This is a genomic window from Exiguobacterium sp. s149 (genome assembly GCF_018618395.1).
In the GTDB taxonomy this organism is placed as follows: domain Bacteria; phylum Bacillota; class Bacilli; order Exiguobacteriales; family Exiguobacteriaceae; genus Exiguobacterium; species Exiguobacterium chiriqhucha.
Window position 1 is genome coordinate 48,717 of record NZ_JACSLZ010000007.1, and the last position, 17,269, is coordinate 65,985.

Consider the following 17,269-nt stretch of genomic DNA (forward strand, 5'->3'; position numbering starts at 1 on the left):
GGAAAAAATTGATGAAGTCTCAGAGGGAGGGTTTTGGAATGAAACGGTACGATGTCATCATCATCGGCAGCGGCTCGGCAGCGAGCCAAGCCGCCAGCGTGTTACGTGACGCCGGTAAACAAATTGCGATTGTCGAGAATTGGACGTTCGGCGGGACGTGCCCGCAGCGCGGGTGTGACCCGAAAAAAATGCTCGCGGAAGGAGCCGAGCTGATTGCCCGGGCCGAACGGATGAAACCGCTCGGTGTGACCGGCGAACTGAAGCTCGACTGGCACGCCTTCAAACATCGTGTCGACGAATACCGCTTTGCCGTCCCGACGACGAAGATGCATCATTGGCAAGAACACGGCATCGATTTGTTCGAAGGTGAACCACATTTCATCGACGAAGACTCAATCGTCATCGAAGGACATGAAATCTCGGCGCATCAATTCTTGATTGCATCGGGGCAAATCCCGCGTCCACTCGACATCTCCGGCGGAGACACTGCCATCACGAGCAACGACGTCTTCGACCTTGAGGTATTACCGCATCACGTCATCATCGCCGGAGCCGGTTATATCGCCTTCGAATTCGCCCATATTCTGCGCCGGTTCGGATTTGACGTGACGCTCCTCGTCCGGTCGCGGGCGTTGAAGTCGTTCGACCGTAAAGTCGTCAAACGGCTCGTCGATGAGACGATGCAAATCGGGATCGATGTCCGTTACGGAATCGAGCCGGTCGACATCAATGGCGACGTCGTGACGCTATCAGATGACTCTACCCTTGAAGGGCTAGTGCTTAACGCCACCGGGCGGATTCCGAGCATCGAGCGACTTCGCTTGGATGCGGCCGGCATCGAGTCCGACCACGGCGGCGTCTTGGTTAACGAGTTTCTCCAGACGACGAATCCGAACGTCTATGCGGCCGGAGACGTCGCCAAGAGCCGCAACCCGGCCCTCACCCCGTTCGCCGGACAGGAAGGTCGCATCGCCGCGCTCAACCTGCTCCGCAACAACACGCGTCCGCTCCCCGAGCGTCCCGCCCCGACGGTCGTCTTCACGACACCACCGATTGCCAAGGTCGGGCTGACGGTCGATGAGGCCAAGGCGCAAGGCATCGACTATGAATGTAAAGACAACGACTTGTCCCATTTCCTCACGTATGAGCGGATCAACGACACGACGGCGTTCTCCCGCATCTTGTTAAGCAAGGACGGTCATGTGCTCGGCGCCCACTTGATTGGGCAACACGCGCCGGAACTGATCAACCTGTTCTCATTCATTATACAAAACAATATGACCCATCAACACGTCAAACACTTGGAGTTCGCGTATCCGACGTCCGCGTCCGATATCTCGTACATCATCTAAAAAGGCTCTTCCATCGTGCGATGGAAGAGCCTTTCGTCATTCGATTCCTTTATCCTTATCTTCTTGCAAGGCGTCCTGGAGCGATTTGTCCCAGAGCTTTACCCCTTGAGCGTGAGCCGCCCGAGCGATCAAGTGTCCACCGACCGGAGCCGTCAACAAGACGAAGAACAAACCGAGCAGGAGTCGTGCGTCAAAGATGCGCTGGTCGACCCAGACGTGCAGGAGCGCCGCGAACAAGACGAACATGACGCCGAGCGTCGCGCTCTTCGAGGCCGCATGGGCCCGCGAGTAGATGTCCGGCAGCCGGATGAGACCGATGGCCGCGACGACGGTGAAGAATACTCCGATGATCGCGAAGACACCGGTTAAAATGTCATAAATCATTGTTGCGGTCATGTTGGATAATCTCTCCTTTCTCGAGGAATTTCGAGAACGCCACCGTTCCGATAAAGGCTAAAATCCCGAGCAAGAGGATGACTTCGAAGAACATCGTCGTGTCGAGCAGAATCGACAACAGCGAGACGACGGAGATCAAGCCGATTCCGATCGAATCGAGCGCGATGACACGGTCAGCCGTCGTCGGTCCTTTGATGACCCGATACAACATTCCGAGCATGGCGAGCACGAGGATGGCGAGCGCCACGTAAATGATGATATCTAACATTAGCTGGTCGCCTCCTTAATCTTCGTCTCAAAGTTGTCGTAAATATCGCGTCTGAGTGACTCTTTATCCGGCATATGGAGCGCGTGGATATAGAGCGTCTTATTGTCGTCCGACACTTGAACGACGAGCGTACCTGGTGTCAGCGTGATGAGCATCGACAGGCAACTGACCTTCCACCCGGCATCGAGCTCGGTATGGTACCGGAAGATGCCTGGTTTAATTTTCAGTTTCGGGCTGAGGACGAGCCGGAGCACCTCGACGTTGGCGAGGATGAGCTCCCGACAGAAAATCAAGAACAGTTTAAGCAGTTTCAAGACGCGGATGAAATAGAAATCCGTATTCTTGAAGAAGCGGCGCATCATGAAGATGACGAGTAATCCGAGCAAACAGCCGATGATGAATCCGCTCGTCGTGAACGTACCCGTGAAGAACATCCAAATGAACGCCAGGAAAAAGTTGATGAGTAGTTGGTAAGCCATCTCTAAATCACTCCTTAATCACGGCATCGATATAGATTTCGGGTTGCACGAGCGGTTCAATTGCCTGGGTAATGAACGGATGCATCGCCTCGGCGCCAAAGCCGTAAGCCACGGCGACGGCGACGAGCAAGAACGTCGGCACGATGAGTTTCTTCATGTGCGGAACGAGCGGACCGTCGTAGGCACGCTTCTCTTCTCCCCAGAATCCGTACAAGAAGATTTTGATGACGGAGAAGAGGACGAACAAACTCGACAGCAAGATGAGGAGCGGTCCGAACAGGCTGCCCTCGGCGACCCCACCTTGAACGATTAACAGTTTCCCGAAGAATCCGCTAAGCGGCGGAATCCCGGCGAGCGACAAGGCGGCAATGAAGAACGTCCAGCCGAACAGCGGGAACCGGGTAATCAAGCCACCCATGTCGCGTAACTGACCAGACTTGGTGATGCCGATCATCATGCCGACGAGCATGAACAGGGCTGCCTTGATCAACATGTCATGAATCAAGTAGTAAAGCGCCCCTTCGAGCGAAGTCTGCGTGTTGAGCGCAATCCCATAGAGAATCACGCCGACCGCGATCATGATGTTGTAGATGATGATCAATTTGACGTCATTATAGGCGATGGCGCCGATCATCCCGATGACAATCGTCAACACGGCGAGAATAATCAAGAAGTTCTGCGTGAACGACCCGACATCAAACAGGAGCGTGTATGTCCGCAAAATCGAGTATACCCCGACTTTCGTCAGAAGTGCCCCGAACATAGCGAGGATTGGCGTCGGTGCCACGACATACGAGCCCGGGAGCCAGTAGTGTAACGGTACGAGTGCACCCTTTAAACCGAAGACAATCATGAACAATACCCCGATCACGACGAGAACGGATTGATTCTCGACGAGCGGAATCTTTTGCGCGAGGTCAGCCAAGCTGAGCGTGCCGACCGTTCCGTAAAGTAGCGCGACCGCCATGACGAACAACGCCGAGGCGATGACGTTCACGAGCAAGTACTTAATTGACTCGCGAAGTTGGACCCCTTTCCCGCCGAGGACGATCAACACGTATGACGAGATGAGGAACACTTCGAAGAAGACGAACAAGTTGAAGATATCGCCTGTCGTGAAGGCACCGTTCACCCCGACGAGGAGGAACAGCATCGCGACGTAGACGTAGTTCGACTCATACGCGTCCGAGAAGTAATGGGTCGCGAACCAGACGATGAAGAAGACGATCAACGTCGACGTGGCGACGAGCAATGCCGACAGCATGTCCGAGACGAGCGTGATCCCGAACGGTGCTGGCCAGTTTCCTAAGTTGACGGTCAAGATGCCGTCCTGTGACACGGTGAAGATCAGCAGCACCGTCACTGCAAACGTTACAAGTAAAGCCCCGAGTGCCACTCCGCGTTGCAGACGAATCTGCTTCGGCGCGAAGAGGAGAATGATGGCCGCAAGCGCCGGGATGACAATCGGAAAGATCGGTAAGTTAATCATTCGATTCCGTTCCTTTCATTTCCTCAATATTATCCGTATTCAGTTCTTGATAGGCCCGATACGCGAGCACTAGGAAGAACGCGGTCACCCCGAAGCTGATGACGATAGCCGTCAAGACGAGCGCTTGCGGGAGCGGATCGGTATATTCCGTCACCCCGTCGACGAGGACTGGTGGCGCTCCGGTCTTCAACCCACCCATCGTCAAGACGAGCAAGTGGGCGGCGTGACTGAGCAGGCCGGTGCCGATGATGATGCGCAACAAACTCTTTGAGAGAATCATATAGACAGCGCTCATCGTCAAGACACCGATGATGATGCTAACGAAAATTTCCATTATTCACTCTCTCCAATCGTTTGAATGATCGTCATCGTCACACCGATGACCACAAGATAGACGCCGAGGTCGAAGGCGATCGCCGTGTGAAGCGTCTGTTCGCCTAGAAGCGGCAAGTCGAACTTATCGTACGCATGCGTCAGGAACGGACGGTCCCAGAAGATGCTGTGCAGCGACGTCAGTAACGCGATGGCGAGACCGAGCGCCGTCATCTTGCGATAATCGAACGGGAGCACGTTGGCGAGCGTCTTCGAATCGAAGGCGAGCAACAGCAACACGAGCGCCGCGGCCGTCATCAAACCACCGATGAACCCTCCGCCCGGCGAGTAGTGCCCGGCGAAGAAGAGGTTAACCGAGAACACGATGATGATGAAGAAGATGATCACCGCGGCCGTCTGTAAGATGACGTCATTGACTTGATCATTTTTTCGGTTCATGTTCACGTGCTCCTTTCGTACGTTCTGTCGTTCTGAATTTGATCATCGTGTAAATCCCGATGGCCGCGATGGCAAGGACGACGATCTCGAACAACGTATCAAAGCCACGGAAGTCAACAAGGACGACGTTGACCATGTTTTTCCCGGCTGCCAAATCATAGACGTTTTCTTTATAATACTCGGAGATCGACGACAGGGAACGGTTCGATAGCGCCATGAAGCTGAGGAGCATGACCGTCACCCCGACGACTATCGAGACGATTGCATTCTCGATTTTGAATTTGACGCGCACTTCTTTCTTGCTGATTTCCGGCATATGGTAGAAGACGAGCAAGAACAACGCGACCGATACCGTCTCGATGACGAGCTGCGTCAACGCGAGGTCCGGTGCATTGAAAAAGACGAAGAACAACGCGACCGAATACCCGACGACACCGAGCAAGATGATTGACGGGAGACGCGAGCGCATGAACGTGATCGCGAGCGCCGCCAAGATGATGACGGCCCCGAGGACGTATTCATACGGCGCGACCGGTTCCATCTCGCCGAACGAGAAGTTGAATAAATCGAACCAATACATCGAGAACAACATCATGCCTGACAAGAACAAGAAGATGTAAACCAAGTACGAGCGGATGAAGCCCGTCATATAGTTATCTTTGAAGCGGTACGCCGCCTTGTTCGACCAGACGAGCGTCCCGTCATACATGCCGTTGAGCGTCAAGCGGTGTGGGATCCGGTTATAGATGCCCATCCACTTGTTAATCGTGTAGAACATGAGCGTCCCAAGCAAGATGACACCGATCGTCATGAACAGTTCAGGCGTCAATCCGTGCCAGAAGTAGATGTCGACTTTGACCTCTTGTCCGCTCGCGACGAGCGTCGGATAAATCGATTCGACGGCCGGTTTGATGAGCGAGTTCGATAAGACGTTCGGCACGAAACCGAGCACGACGACGAGGATGGCGAGAATCATTGGCGGGATGAGCATCCCGATCGGTGCCTCGTGCGGCTGTTTCGGCAACTTGTCGAACTGGGCTTTGCCCATGAACGTCCGTGTGAAGATGATCAAGCTGTAGATGAACGTGAACACACTTGCGATGAACGCGACGACTGGAATCAAGATGCCGATTGTATCGAGCGCGAAGAAGTCCATCGAGAACACTTTCGTCGTCGCCTTCAAGAACATCTCTTTACTGAGGAAGCCGTTGAACGGCGGTAACCCTGCCATCGACAATGAACCGATGACGGCGATCGTGAACGTGATTGGCATGACGGTCATGAGACCGCCGAGTTTGCGAATGTCACGCGTCCCCGTCTCGTGGTCGACGATTCCGACCATCATGAACAGCGAACCTTTGAACGTCGCATGGTTAATCAAGTGGAAGATTGCCGCGATTGTCGCGACCATATAGATGTTGTCATCCATCCCGTCATAATGTAGCGCCGCAGCACCGAGCCCGAGGAGCGACATAATCAGACCGAGCTGACTGACCGTCGAGAAGGCGAGAATCCCTTTCAAATCGGTCTGTTTGACCGCGTTGAACGATCCCCAGAACAAGGTGAACGTCCCGACCGCGGCGATTGTCCAGAGCCAAATCGGTGACTCTTGGAATACCGGACTCATCCGTGCGACGAGATAGAGACCGGCCTTGACCATCGTCGCCGAGTGGAGGTACGCACTGACCGGGGTCGGTGCTTCCATCGCGTCCGGCAACCAGATGTGGAACGGGAATTGCGCCGACTTCGTGAAGGCGCCGAGCAAGATGAGAATCATCGCCGCGATAAAGAACGGGCTGTCTGCAATCACCGCCTGATTGGCGACCATCTCGCGGATGCTGAACGAACCGACGATCGACTCGAGAATCACAATCCCCCCGAGCATCGACAGCCCACCGAACACGGTGATCAGCATCGATTTACGCGCGCCGTAACGCGAGCGCTCTTTCTCGTACCAGTACCCGATCAACAGGAACGACGAAATCGACGTGAGTTCCCAGAACATGTACATGACGACCATGTTGTCCGAGAGGACGACACCGAGCATCGCGCCCATGAACAAGAGCAGATACACATAAAAGTGACCGAGCGACTCTTTGTCTTTATTCAAGTAATAAATCGAATACAGGACGACGAGCGCCCCAATCCCTGTAATTAGGAGGGCAAACAATAGTCCGAGCCCGTCCACGTAGGCCGTGAAGTTGATGCCGAGCGATGGCATCCATTCGACCGTTTCCGTCACGACGTCTCCCGCGCTCGTGATTCCGATGAAGCGGAAGAAGTACACGAATAGGACGACCGGAACGATTAAGACGAACCAACCCGTGTGGATTCGCTTCAGCGCCCGGAACAAGAACGGGATGAACGGTGCCGCGAGAAGCGGCAATAAGATAGCTAAATGTAACACCGACAAGAAAATTCCTCCTTCGAACAGAGTCTTACGAACGATGGCTTAATTATTAAGGTCATTTGACGCCATCACGTCTTCTTCATGAGTATAGCGTAAATTTTCAGTCTGTTTCCATGATAAAACCTTGCCGCGTTTTCCGGTCTCCTCAAAAATTCCCGAACTGTTAAATATGAAGGGAGTCGACAAAAAGCGACGAAAAAAAATTAGAATCGCACTCTATATGTATGCGTTTTCAGCGGGTGATTTTTCCGAATTCTCGCTCTTAATCCGTACCGAACCTTAACCGTTGTTATTCCATGCGACACGACTAAACTCCTTCTTCCCTAACACGCCCAACAAAAAACAGCCGACCAGTTGCCCGGTCGGCTGTACGTGATTATTGTGCTGTCGCGATAAACTCTTTGAGTGCTTCTTTTGGTTGGAAGCCCATTGTTTTCGAAACAGGTTGTCCGTCTTTGAACATCATAAGTGTCGGGATACTTTGGATTTGGAAAGCGCCCGCTACTTCTGGGTTTTCGTCAACGTCGAGTTTAACGATTTGGACTTGGTCGCCCATCTCTTGGTCAAGCTCTTCGAGTACCGGTGCGATCATGCGGCACGGTCCACACCAAGCTGCCCAGAAATCGACGAGGACGACGCCCTCTTTTACTTCTTGTTCAAATGTTTGAGTCGTTGCGTGTTTAATAGCCATTTGGTAAATACCTCCCCAGTAAGATGTGAGAGCCGAATGAATCACTCTCATGCATTTCATGTTCAGAGTATACCACGGAGGGTACGTTTCCCCAAACGTTCTGCATATCAGCTATTGACGAGGTGTTTGCGGAACTCTTCCGTCAAGAGTGGGACGACGTCGAACAAGTCGCCGACGATGCCGTAATCGGCAACGCTGAAGATGTTCGCTTCCGGGTCTTTGTTGATGGCGACGATGACTTTGGCGTTGCTCATCCCGGCCAAGTGTTGAATCGCGCCCGAGATGCCACAGGCGATATACAGGTCCGGCGTGACGACTTTCCCGGTCTGACCGATTTGAAGCGCATAGTCGCAGTAGTCGGCGTCACATGCTCCACGTGAAGCACCGACGGCACCGCCGAGCAGTTCAGCGAGTTCTTCGAGCGGCTTGAAGCCCTCTTCGCTCTTGACGCCACGGCCACCGGCGACGATGACTTTCGCTTCCGTCAAATCGACTTTCCCTGTCGCCTTACGGACCACTTCTTTGACGATCATAGCAAGATCTTTCAGTTCAACGCTCGGTGTCTCGACCGTTGCGCTCGCTCCGGCTGTGCGCGAGAGTGCGTCGATGTTGTTTGGGCGGATTGTGAAGAACATGACCGAGTCTTTGAATTTCACTTTCTCGAACGCCTTCCCTGAATAGATCGGGCGGACGAACTCGGCGTCTTTGCCTGTTCCTTCGATTGAGACGACGTCACTGATGAGACCTGCGTCGAGACGCGCCGCGAGTTTCGGGGCGATGTCTTTTCCGAGTGCTGTATGACCGAGCACGATCATGTCCGGTGACTCTTGGTCGATGACTTGGCGGAGCACTTGCCCATAACCGTCCGGCGTGTAGTGCTTGAGACGCTCGTCTTCGATGACGAGGACGCGACCCGCGCCGTACTCCCCGAGTTCCGTCGCGAGTGCTTTGACGTCATCCCCTATGACGACTGCCGTCACGTCGTCCGTCAGTTGCTTCGCTGCGGCGATTGCTTCAAATGATACGTTCCGTAACGCGCCTTCACGCGCTTCTGCGAGTACTAAAGCTTTCATCTATGTGTCCCCCTTAAATGACTTTGGCTTCCGTGCGAAGTAATTGAACGAGCTCGCTCACTTGTGACGACGTATCCCCTTCAAGGATGCGCCCGGCTTTCTTCTCTTCCGGCAAGAAGCGTTCGATTGTCTCGATTTTCGCTTCGATCTCGTCTTCATCGAGGTCGATGTCAGACAGTTCGAGTTCTTCGAGTGGCTTCTTCTTCGCCTTCATGATGCCTGGAAGGCTCGGGTAACGCGGCTCGTTCAATCCTTGCTGCGCGGTCACGAGGAGCGGGAGCGCCACTTCGATCACTTCAGTGTCCCCTTCGACGTCGCGTGTGACCGTCGCCGTCGTGCCGTCGATGTCGAGTTTCGTGATCGTCGTCACGTAGTTCATGTCCAACAGTTCAGCGACACGTGGTGCGACTTGGCCGCTGCCGCCGTCAATGGCGACGTTCCCCGCGAAGATGAGATCTGGCGCTTGCTCTTTCAAGTACGTGGCGAGCACTTTCGAAATCGTCACATGGTCTGCGTCCTCGACGTCATCCTCGATCGAGATGCGGACCGCTTTGTCCGCACCCATCGCGAGCGCCGTCCGAAGTTCTTTGTCCGCGTCTTCTGGTCCGACCGTTACGACCGTGACTTCTCCCCCGAGATCGTCACGCTTACGGATGGCTTCTTCGACCGCATATTCGTCATACGGGTTGATGATGAACTCAGCGCCGTCTTCTTGAATTTCCCCATTCTCGAGCTGAATCGCTTCCTCTGTATCGAACGTACGCTTCAGCAATACAAAAATATTCATCGTAGTTCCCCCTTATAAGTTGTTCGCACCATCATTCATGAATCAGCGTTCATTTTTTGAGCTAGCGAGAGGGCTTACGGTTAAGCAAGCCCTTTTTTTAACATATGGTGTACTTTCGGTAGCGTCGACATCAAGTCATACTTGAAGCCGCTCGCCATCCAACTCGTGACCACTTCATCGATCGTACCGAAAATCATCTGCCGAGCCAGGCGATAGTCGAGCTCGCGATCGAATTCGCCCGTGTCGATTCCGTGTTGTACGACCGCATCGATTAAGTTCAAGTACGGTTTGAGCACTTCGCTAATCTTTTGACGGAGCGCCAAGTTCGACTGCCGGAGCTCGATTTGCGTCACGACGGCGAGGTCGTAATCGGCAGATAATTGCTTCAAGTGCGACTCAATCAACTGATACAGCTTGTCGCCGGCTGTCGTCTCCCGCTCGATTTGTTGTTTCGAGTAGTCGATGAACAGGCCCATCTTCGTCTGGAACAATTCAATTAACAGATGTTCCTTGTTTTTGAAGTACAGATAAATCGTTCCGTCGGCGACGCCCGCCTCTTTGGCGATGGCCGTCACCTTTGCACCGTGATAGCCATGATCCGCAATCACTTTCACTGCCGCATCGATAATGCGGTCACTTTTTGATCCATTCTTTGTCATAAACACCCAAGCTCCTTACCGCTGCTTAAAAATGAATGATGGTTCATTCATTTATTATTCTATCATGTGACACGCTTGTGTCAACTGCTTTGTTTCACTTGTTTCGCCTTCTCTTCGTCGACGAGGACGCGACGTAAAATCTTACCGACGAACGTCTTCGGCAACTCTTCTCGGAACTCATACAGCTTCGGTACTTTATACGCTGCGAGCTTCTCGCGACAGTGCTTGTCGAGCTCTTCTTCCGTCACGCTGGCGCCGTCACGCGTCACAATGAACGCCTTGACCGTCTCACCGCGATACGGGTCCGGTACACCGATACAGACCGCTTCCTTGACGGCCGGATGTTCGTATAGCACTTCTTCGATCTCACGCGGATAGACGTTGAAGCCTCCGGCGATAATCATGTCTTTCTTCCGGTCGACGATATAAAAGAACCCGTCCTCGCCCATATAGCCGAGGTCACCGGTCGCGAGCCATCCGTCCTTCAAGACGGCTGCCGTCTCTTCTGGCTTCTGCCAGTACCCTTTCATCACTTGCGGACCGTGCAGCATGATCTCCCCGATTTCGCCGATATCGGCCAGCGTCTCTCCGTCTGCCTTTACAATTTTAGCAGAAGTGTCCGACAACGGCACCCCGATCGAGCCGACGATCCGTTTATCCCATAAGAAGTTCGCATGCGTGACCGGTGACGTCTCCGACAAGCCGTAGCCTTCGACGATACGTCCGCCCGTGATGCTCTCGAACTGCTCCTGTACTTCGACCGGCAGCGGGGCCGAGCCCGAGATACACGCCTCGATTGACGACAAGTCGTATTTTTTCAGTTTCGGGTCGTTCAAGATACCGACGTACATCGTCGGGGCACCCGGGAAGAAATGTGGTTTCTTCTTATTGATTGTCTTTAAGACATCGGTGACGTCGAAGCGTGGCACGAGGACGAGCTCGTATCCGTTCGCCATCCCGAAGTTCAGGCAGCATGACATCCCGTAAATATGGAAGAACGGCACGACGCATAGGACCCGCTTCTCATCACCACGGTTATATCTATAGAAGAAGTTCGAAATCTGGTCGACGTTCGCCGTCAAGTTGAAGTGCGTCAGCATAACGCCTTTCGGCAGACCTGTTGTCCCGCCCGTATACTGCAGGACCGCGACGTCTTCTTTCGGGTCGACTGTGACCGGCGTGATCGGATCGAACTGTTTATAGTCCTTGAACGCGACCGAACCTGTCGTATCGATGACGATGTTGTTCTCGCGCTTCACTTTGATCGGATACAGCTTGTTCTTCGGGAATGGCAGATAGTCGGCGATGCTCGTCGTGATAATCGTTTTGACGTCCGTCTTCTGCTTCACACGAAGTGATTTTGGATACAGGAGGTCGAGCGTGACGATGATGCTCGCACCGGAGTCCGTGATTAAGTTCTCGAGCTCATGCTCCGTGTAGAGCGGATTCGTCTGGACGACCGTACCGCCGGCGTACAGGACCGCATAGAACGAAATGACGAATTGCGGACAGTTCGGGAGCATCAGACTGACACGGTCCCCTTTTTGCAGCCCTTTCGATTGAAACATCGTCGCCAACCGTTTCGCCGCATCGTCGACTTCGGCGAACGTCAACTCTTTACCGATGAAGGAGATGGCGGTCTTGTTCGGGAAATCGGTCGCGGCTCGGGATAGCGCATCATAGAGCGGCTTCACCTCATAGTCAATCGTTTTTGGCATGTCAGCTGGATAATCTTGCAACCACGGTTTGTTCATCGCTTTTCCTCCTTGGAATGAATAGTCATTCAGTTAACTCTATTATAATGCCAAGAAAACGCTTTCATCTACCCTTTACCCGATAATTTTCAGAAAATATCGAAAAAACGTGTGCGGATGAAAGTTTCCGCACACGTTCAGATTCTCTTGAAATAGGCTTCCGTCTGTTCTTCGTTGCTGATTTTCTCGTCCAAGCGGTCCTTCAATTCCTTCTCCCACTTGATCGTCGAGAAGTCGATGTCGAGCCACGCCTCCATCTCCGGGCGCGAGAATGCGTACGTCCGGTTCGGGAAAGCGAAGCGGACGATTTCCGCGTTTTGGACGAGCGTGAAATACGTCGCCGCGTTGCGGATGGCCAACCGCTCTTGCTCAATGCGCTCGATTTCCGGGTCGCTGTACCGCACCGTCAAGCCGTACGGCCGTTTCGACGTCTGTAGCTCGATCGACTTGTAGCAGTCATGCATCGGTAACGTCTGCGCGATGCCCGAGACGGCGCTGTTGTCACCGACATATGAATCTTTATATTGGAAGGCGTTCGGTCGATGGGTATCCCCGCATCCCGCGAGCATGACGAGCAAGACGACGAGCAGACTGAGCCGTTTCATGAGAACCCTCCTTTTTATGATTTCAGTTTCAGGTTGAAGCGGTAAAGCAACCGTTTCGCGAGCAAGTGGGCGATGAAGCCGCCGATTAGGAAGCCAACAGTGTATAATCCAATGCCTGGGTAAATTCCAAATGTCGCGAGGATGATTCCACCGAGCATGCCAAAACAGAGCACCATGATGATATGGATCAACCAAAGCCAGTTCGAGAACATGAAGAAGCGGCCATTGTTCTCTTGCGGCGCTCGGTTAAACATCCAAAGGCCAAGGCCAAACGATAGGACGATGAACGCGAGCGCACTCCATGGTGCAATCGCGATAAATTTTTGCCATTCCGCTTGATTGGTAAAGTACTGATACATATCGACATTCACAATATTTGAGATTGGTGATAAGACACGCAAATATATACTTTGGTATAAACCGTCAAAGACTTGATACGTCGAGTCATACCGTTGGCCAATCGCAAAAAATGAACCTTGTACGAGCGCGATGATACCAAAAGGAAAAATAAGGGCGATGACCGTCCAAATGACTTGGGAAATGGATTCTCCTCCGAACGAACCCATCCATAGAGCGGCTGAGAAAAACGAGATTCCACTAAGCATCCAAAGGACAATGAGCGCGATGACTCGATTCGTGCTGCCCTCCATCAAAAACGCATAATCGGAGAAGTGAATCAACAGGATCATGAGTGTTCCCCCGAGGACAGATGATACGATAATCCCAATCGTCCCAATCAACCATTTTGATATGTAAAGCTGCGTCCTTGTGAACGGGAGCGACATCGTAAAATCGGACATTTGACTATTCCGTTCCGTCCCAATCAAGACAGAGGCCATGAGCGCTCCAAAAATGACGAACACAAACAATACCCCACCCATTGGCATGAGCGTTTGTAAGTCTCCAATCCAATAGCCCGTTCCATTATTTTCATTAAAAAAGTCTCGGACGGACATATCAGACGCATCCCCCTCAATCCAATCGGCATATTCACCTGGATTTTCTTGTATGTTACGAAGTTCCTGGTCGAAGTATTGCATCTGTGACCAGACCGGTACCGTGAACGCAATCACTCCGAGAAAAACGAGCAACATCCATAAAATCGAGACTTGTTTCCAATCTTTCTTTAATAGGACTTTAAAAGACACTTGCCTCACCTCCTAATTGGACCCGGAAGATGTCTTCGAGCGACATCGGGATCTCTTCGATTAACATCGGGTCGTGTGCATCGACGAACGTGTCGAGCTCTTTCGTCCGTTCTTTCGCCATGAACAAGGCGACGCGTCCGGTCACATTGATGATTTCGATGTCCTTGCGCTCGAGCAGCTCGACCGGTACTTGGTCGTTGAAAACGACTTGCAGTTTGACGCTCGTCTCGCGCGCCTCCTCGAGCGACATGATCGCCTTAACGCGCCCCTTCTCAAGCATGATGATGCGGTCGGCGATTCGTTCGAGCTCATGTAACTGGTGACTCGAGACGATGATGGAACAGTTACGTGCCTCGACTTGGGCAATCATCAGTTTCAAAACGTCCGACTTGGCGACGACGTCGAGTCCGTCCGTCGGTTCATCGAGCAGATAATATTTCGCTTGGACGGCGAACGCGAGCGAGAGCGTCACCATCGCCTTCTGCCCTTTCGAGAGCTGGCGAATCTTCTTGTTATCGATGTTATATCGGGTGAGCGTCTCTCTGAAAATCGATCGGTTGAACGATGGATAAATCGATTCGTAGAGCGCAGCCGCCTCGTTAATCGTATAATGTTTGAGGGCGTCGGCCGAATCCGGGACGAAGATGACGTCACGCTTCAACTCTGCTTTCTCAAAGATGCTTGACGGTCCGTAGCGGACATCGCCTTGATCCGGCCGAATGATGCCGACCATCGTCCGGAGCAGTGTCGTTTTGCCGGCCCCGTTCCGGCCGACGAGCGCGATGATTTCACCCGAGTTGACCGTGAAGTCGATATCTTCTAACACTGGCTGGCGATCGATTGTCTTACTCAGTTGCTGTACTGTCAGCATGGTTCTCCCCTACTTTCTTATACTCTGTCTCAAATAGCGTCAGCGCTTCGGTGAGCTCAATGTTGGCATAATGGCAATCGATGGCGAGTTTCTTGATCGCTTCCAGGATTGGCGCTCGCGGCGAGTCTTGGTCAATCCAGTCCTCGGACACGAACGTCCCGCGTCCGCGATGCATCTCGAGCAAGCCGAGCCGTTCGAGTTCCTGATACGCCTTGCTGACCGTGTTTGGATTGATGACGAGGTCGGTCGCGAGTTCACGCACCGACATGACTTTATCCCCCGGACGTAAGATGCCACGGATGACGAGCGCTTTCGTCTGGTTGACGATTTGTTCATACAGCGGTTCCGCGCTCTTCATATCAATTTTATATAACATGGGTCACACCCTTTCTTGTGTACGTAACTTAAGTGTATTATATGTATTAGTACACGTAAAGACATTAGTTCTTCAAGGGCACTTTCAGTTTACAGGTATTTGGTAATAAATTGAATACGACTTTGGACCGAGGTAGGGCACTTCCATTTCAGGTACATTGGTAGAGAGGTGAATTAAAAATGAGAAAACGATGGTTAGTCGCGACCGCTGTCGCCGTGACCGCGCTTGGCACGACATGGTCGACGTATGCAAAACAAGATGAGGAAGAACGATACGCATCCTATATTGAAGATACATATGGAGAGGACGTCGAGGTCACGCTCAAGCGCGACTGGAAGATGGGCGGCTATGCGGCCGAGTTCACCCTGACCGATCCGATACTCGAAGGTGACTATTGGGCCGAGACGTATCGGTCTGATCAAACGATCCATGACAACGTGCTCGAACACGTCTGGCAGCAAGAGGCCGAAGATACGTTCAAGGAGCGACTCGAGCAGCTCGATTTGTTGACGGAGGCAGAGACGGTCCGCGCGAGTGTGCCGACCGGTGTGGATGAAGGGGTTGCGACGACTGTACGCCCTACCCCGACGTCCGTCTTCGACGTCGAGTCGAAAGAGTTCTTGGACGTGTCGGTCATGTTCCATGAGGACTGGGCGAACACCGATGCACAGAAACAACGAATGCTCGACGTGATTCGCGCTTTGGAGGACGACGTCTATTCGGTTCACTTCTCATTCGACGGGACACCGTATGAGGATGACGACTTCACCGAGCGGTATTTGAACGTCGCCCGCGATTCCTTACCCGGAGAACCGGCGATGCATGAAATTCAGACGATTGAGGACTTGAATCGTCATGATCGACTATATGGCTTCGACGAGACGACTTTCATCCATGATTACCACTTCGATGGCACCAAATATGAAGAATGATCACCATTCGCAAAAGCGGATGGTTTTTTTTGTGAGCATTCACCTTTACAGCACGTCATGAATGTTTTACATTTGACGAGTCAACAATTGATTTATCAAATGAGAGGGGTGAGACACCACAGATGGAATTACGAGACATCAGCCGACTGCTGTACCAAATCAAACTGGCGGACCAACGCGTCGCGACCTCGTTCGAGAAAGAGACGGGCTTCAGCCTGACCCGCTACGAGATGCTCATGATTGTACATGACAAAGGCGTCTGTTCGCAAAGCGAGATTCAGCAGGCGATGAAAATCGACAATGCGGCCATCACCCGACATTTGAAGATTCTTGAAGAAAAAGGCTACGTCCGACGGGAACGGAACACCGCGAACCATCGTGAAGTGTTCGTCCATTTAACCGACGAAGCCAAGCATGACTTGACGAGTTGTGAACAAGACCACGACCTCGGCAAACACTTGATCACGAAAGTGCTGTCCGAGTCAGAGATCAATCAGCTGTCGAATCTGCTGCAAAAGCTTAACCAACTATAACAAGAGAGAAAGAGGTAATATCCATGGCAACTACATTCGAAAACAACACATTCACTGACGTGATGCTCGGTCGTAAATCGATCCGCGTCTACGACGAGAACGTTAAAATCTCACAACTTGAAATGTTTCAAATGATTGAGGAAGCGACAACGGCCCCTTCTTCAGTCAATATGCAACCGTGGCGCTTCGTCGTCGTCGAGAGCCCTGAGGCGAAAGAAACGCTCAAGCCGCTCATCCGCTTCAACGTCCGTCAAAACGACACGTCGGCTGCGATGGTCCTCATCTTCGGCGACATGGAATGCTACGAGCTCGGTGAAGAGATTTATGACCAAGCTGTCGCAGAAGGCAAAATGCCACAAGAAGTACGCGACCAGCAGCTCGGCGCCATCCTCCCGTACTACAAAAACTTGTCTAAACAAGAGATGAACGACATCGTCAAAATCGACTCGAGTCTCGCTGCGATGCAATTCATGCTCGTCGCTCGTGCTCACGGTTACGACACGAACCCAATCGGTGGTTTCGAGAAAGACCAACTCGCGGAAGCGTTCGGTTTAGATAAAGATCGTTACGTGCCGGTCATGATTCTCTCGGTCGGTAAAGCTGCAGAAGAAGGCTACCAATCGGTACGTCTCGACGCTGAAAAAATCACATCATTCAAATAATCGGAGGACACCC

The 17,269-nt window shown here is 52.5% G+C and carries 20 protein-coding genes; 4 read left to right on the plus strand and 16 right to left on the minus strand.

Annotated features, from left to right (window positions below; all coding sequences use genetic code 11):
• Window positions 1-38: 38 nt before the first annotated feature.
• Window positions 39-1,352, plus strand: coding sequence for a dihydrolipoyl dehydrogenase family protein (locus KNP81_RS10860; protein WP_214719958.1), 1,314 nt, complete (start codon window positions 39-41; stop codon window positions 1,350-1,352).
• A gap of 36 nt (window positions 1,353-1,388) precedes the next feature.
• Here the strand turns inward: KNP81_RS10860 and mnhG are convergent, their stop codons facing one another.
• From mnhG to KNP81_RS10940, 16 genes are all read right to left on the minus strand, one after another.
• On the minus strand, window positions 1,389-1,748 hold the full coding sequence (mnhG, locus tag KNP81_RS10865) for a monovalent cation/H(+) antiporter subunit G (protein WP_214719959.1): 360 nt from the start codon (window positions 1,746-1,748) through the stop codon (window positions 1,389-1,391).
• Window positions 1,726-2,016 (minus strand): Na(+)/H(+) antiporter subunit F1, encoded by a 291-nt coding sequence (locus tag KNP81_RS10870; RefSeq protein WP_214719960.1) that lies wholly within the window; start codon window positions 2,014-2,016, stop codon window positions 1,726-1,728. The genes mnhG and KNP81_RS10870 overlap by 23 nt, the downstream gene beginning before the upstream one ends.
• Window positions 2,016-2,495, minus strand: a complete 480-nt coding sequence (locus tag KNP81_RS10875; protein ID WP_214719961.1) for a Na+/H+ antiporter subunit E — start codon at window positions 2,493-2,495, stop codon at window positions 2,016-2,018. The genes KNP81_RS10870 and KNP81_RS10875 overlap by 1 nt, the downstream gene beginning before the upstream one ends.
• Window positions 2,496-2,502: 7 nt before the next feature.
• A complete protein-coding gene (locus tag KNP81_RS10880) occupies window positions 2,503-3,984 on the minus strand; it encodes a Na+/H+ antiporter subunit D (RefSeq protein ID WP_021066826.1) in 1,482 nt (493 codons plus the stop codon).
• Window positions 3,977-4,318 (minus strand): Na(+)/H(+) antiporter subunit C, encoded by a 342-nt coding sequence (locus KNP81_RS10885; protein ID WP_214719962.1) that lies wholly within the window; start codon window positions 4,316-4,318, stop codon window positions 3,977-3,979. The genes KNP81_RS10880 and KNP81_RS10885 overlap by 8 nt, the downstream gene beginning before the upstream one ends.
• Window positions 4,318-4,755 carry a Na(+)/H(+) antiporter subunit B gene (locus KNP81_RS10890; protein WP_214719963.1) on the minus strand — a complete coding sequence of 146 codons (438 nt, stop codon included), beginning with the start codon at window positions 4,753-4,755 and terminating at the stop codon, window positions 4,318-4,320. Before KNP81_RS10890 ends, KNP81_RS10885 begins: the two co-directional genes overlap by 1 nt.
• Window positions 4,739-7,168 carry a Na+/H+ antiporter subunit A gene (locus tag KNP81_RS10895; protein WP_214719964.1) on the minus strand — a complete coding sequence of 810 codons (2,430 nt, stop codon included), beginning with the start codon at window positions 7,166-7,168 and terminating at the stop codon, window positions 4,739-4,741. Before KNP81_RS10895 ends, KNP81_RS10890 begins: the two co-directional genes overlap by 17 nt.
• Before the next feature lie 373 nt (window positions 7,169-7,541).
• On the minus strand, window positions 7,542-7,856 hold the full coding sequence (trxA, locus tag KNP81_RS10900; protein WP_021066822.1) for a thioredoxin: 315 nt from the start codon (window positions 7,854-7,856) through the stop codon (window positions 7,542-7,544).
• Window positions 7,857-7,963: 107 nt separating this feature from the next.
• On the minus strand, window positions 7,964-8,929 hold the full coding sequence (locus tag KNP81_RS10905) for an electron transfer flavoprotein subunit alpha/FixB family protein (protein ID WP_214719965.1): 966 nt from the start codon (window positions 8,927-8,929) through the stop codon (window positions 7,964-7,966).
• Window positions 8,930-8,942: 13 nt separating this feature from the next.
• The gene (locus KNP81_RS10910; protein WP_021066820.1) at window positions 8,943-9,716 is read right to left on the minus strand and encodes an electron transfer flavoprotein subunit beta/FixA family protein; all 774 of its coding nucleotides are present in this window, start codon (window positions 9,714-9,716) and stop codon (window positions 8,943-8,945) included.
• Between the two features lie 80 nt (window positions 9,717-9,796).
• Window positions 9,797-10,375 carry a fatty acid metabolism transcriptional regulator FadR gene (locus tag KNP81_RS10915; protein ID WP_214719966.1) on the minus strand — a complete coding sequence of 193 codons (579 nt, stop codon included), beginning with the start codon at window positions 10,373-10,375 and terminating at the stop codon, window positions 9,797-9,799.
• 80 nt (window positions 10,376-10,455) lie between these two features.
• Entirely contained in the window at window positions 10,456-12,129 is a 1,674-nt protein-coding gene (locus tag KNP81_RS10920; RefSeq protein WP_214719967.1) for an AMP-binding protein, read from the minus strand.
• A 137-nt stretch (window positions 12,130-12,266) separates the two neighbouring features.
• A complete protein-coding gene (locus KNP81_RS10925) occupies window positions 12,267-12,734 on the minus strand; it encodes a DUF4825 domain-containing protein (RefSeq protein WP_058763177.1) in 468 nt (155 codons plus the stop codon).
• Between the two features lie 14 nt (window positions 12,735-12,748).
• Window positions 12,749-13,882, minus strand: a complete 1,134-nt coding sequence (locus tag KNP81_RS10930) for an ABC transporter permease subunit (protein ID WP_214719968.1) — start codon at window positions 13,880-13,882, stop codon at window positions 12,749-12,751.
• Complete coding sequence (locus KNP81_RS10935) at window positions 13,872-14,753, minus strand: ABC transporter ATP-binding protein (RefSeq protein WP_214719969.1); 882 nt, start codon at window positions 14,751-14,753, stop codon at window positions 13,872-13,874. The genes KNP81_RS10930 and KNP81_RS10935 overlap by 11 nt, the downstream gene beginning before the upstream one ends.
• Window positions 14,728-15,129 carry a GntR family transcriptional regulator gene (locus KNP81_RS10940; protein ID WP_021066814.1) on the minus strand — a complete coding sequence of 134 codons (402 nt, stop codon included), beginning with the start codon at window positions 15,127-15,129 and terminating at the stop codon, window positions 14,728-14,730. The genes KNP81_RS10935 and KNP81_RS10940 overlap by 26 nt, the downstream gene beginning before the upstream one ends.
• Window positions 15,130-15,308: 179 nt before the next feature.
• Between KNP81_RS10940 and KNP81_RS10945 the strand changes: the two genes are divergently transcribed.
• The 3 genes from KNP81_RS10945 to KNP81_RS10955 all read left to right on the plus strand — a co-directional run bounded on the left by KNP81_RS10945 (window position 15,309) and on the right by KNP81_RS10955 (window position 17,256).
• On the plus strand, window positions 15,309-16,061 hold the full coding sequence (locus tag KNP81_RS10945) for a hypothetical protein (RefSeq protein WP_214719970.1): 753 nt from the start codon (window positions 15,309-15,311) through the stop codon (window positions 16,059-16,061).
• 122 nt (window positions 16,062-16,183) lie between these two features.
• A complete protein-coding gene (locus tag KNP81_RS10950) occupies window positions 16,184-16,594 on the plus strand; it encodes a MarR family winged helix-turn-helix transcriptional regulator (RefSeq protein WP_214719971.1) in 411 nt (136 codons plus the stop codon).
• A 23-nt stretch (window positions 16,595-16,617) separates the two neighbouring features.
• Window positions 16,618-17,256, plus strand: a complete 639-nt coding sequence (locus tag KNP81_RS10955; protein ID WP_214719972.1) for a nitroreductase family protein — start codon at window positions 16,618-16,620, stop codon at window positions 17,254-17,256.
• Window positions 17,257-17,269: the final 13 nt, after the last annotated feature.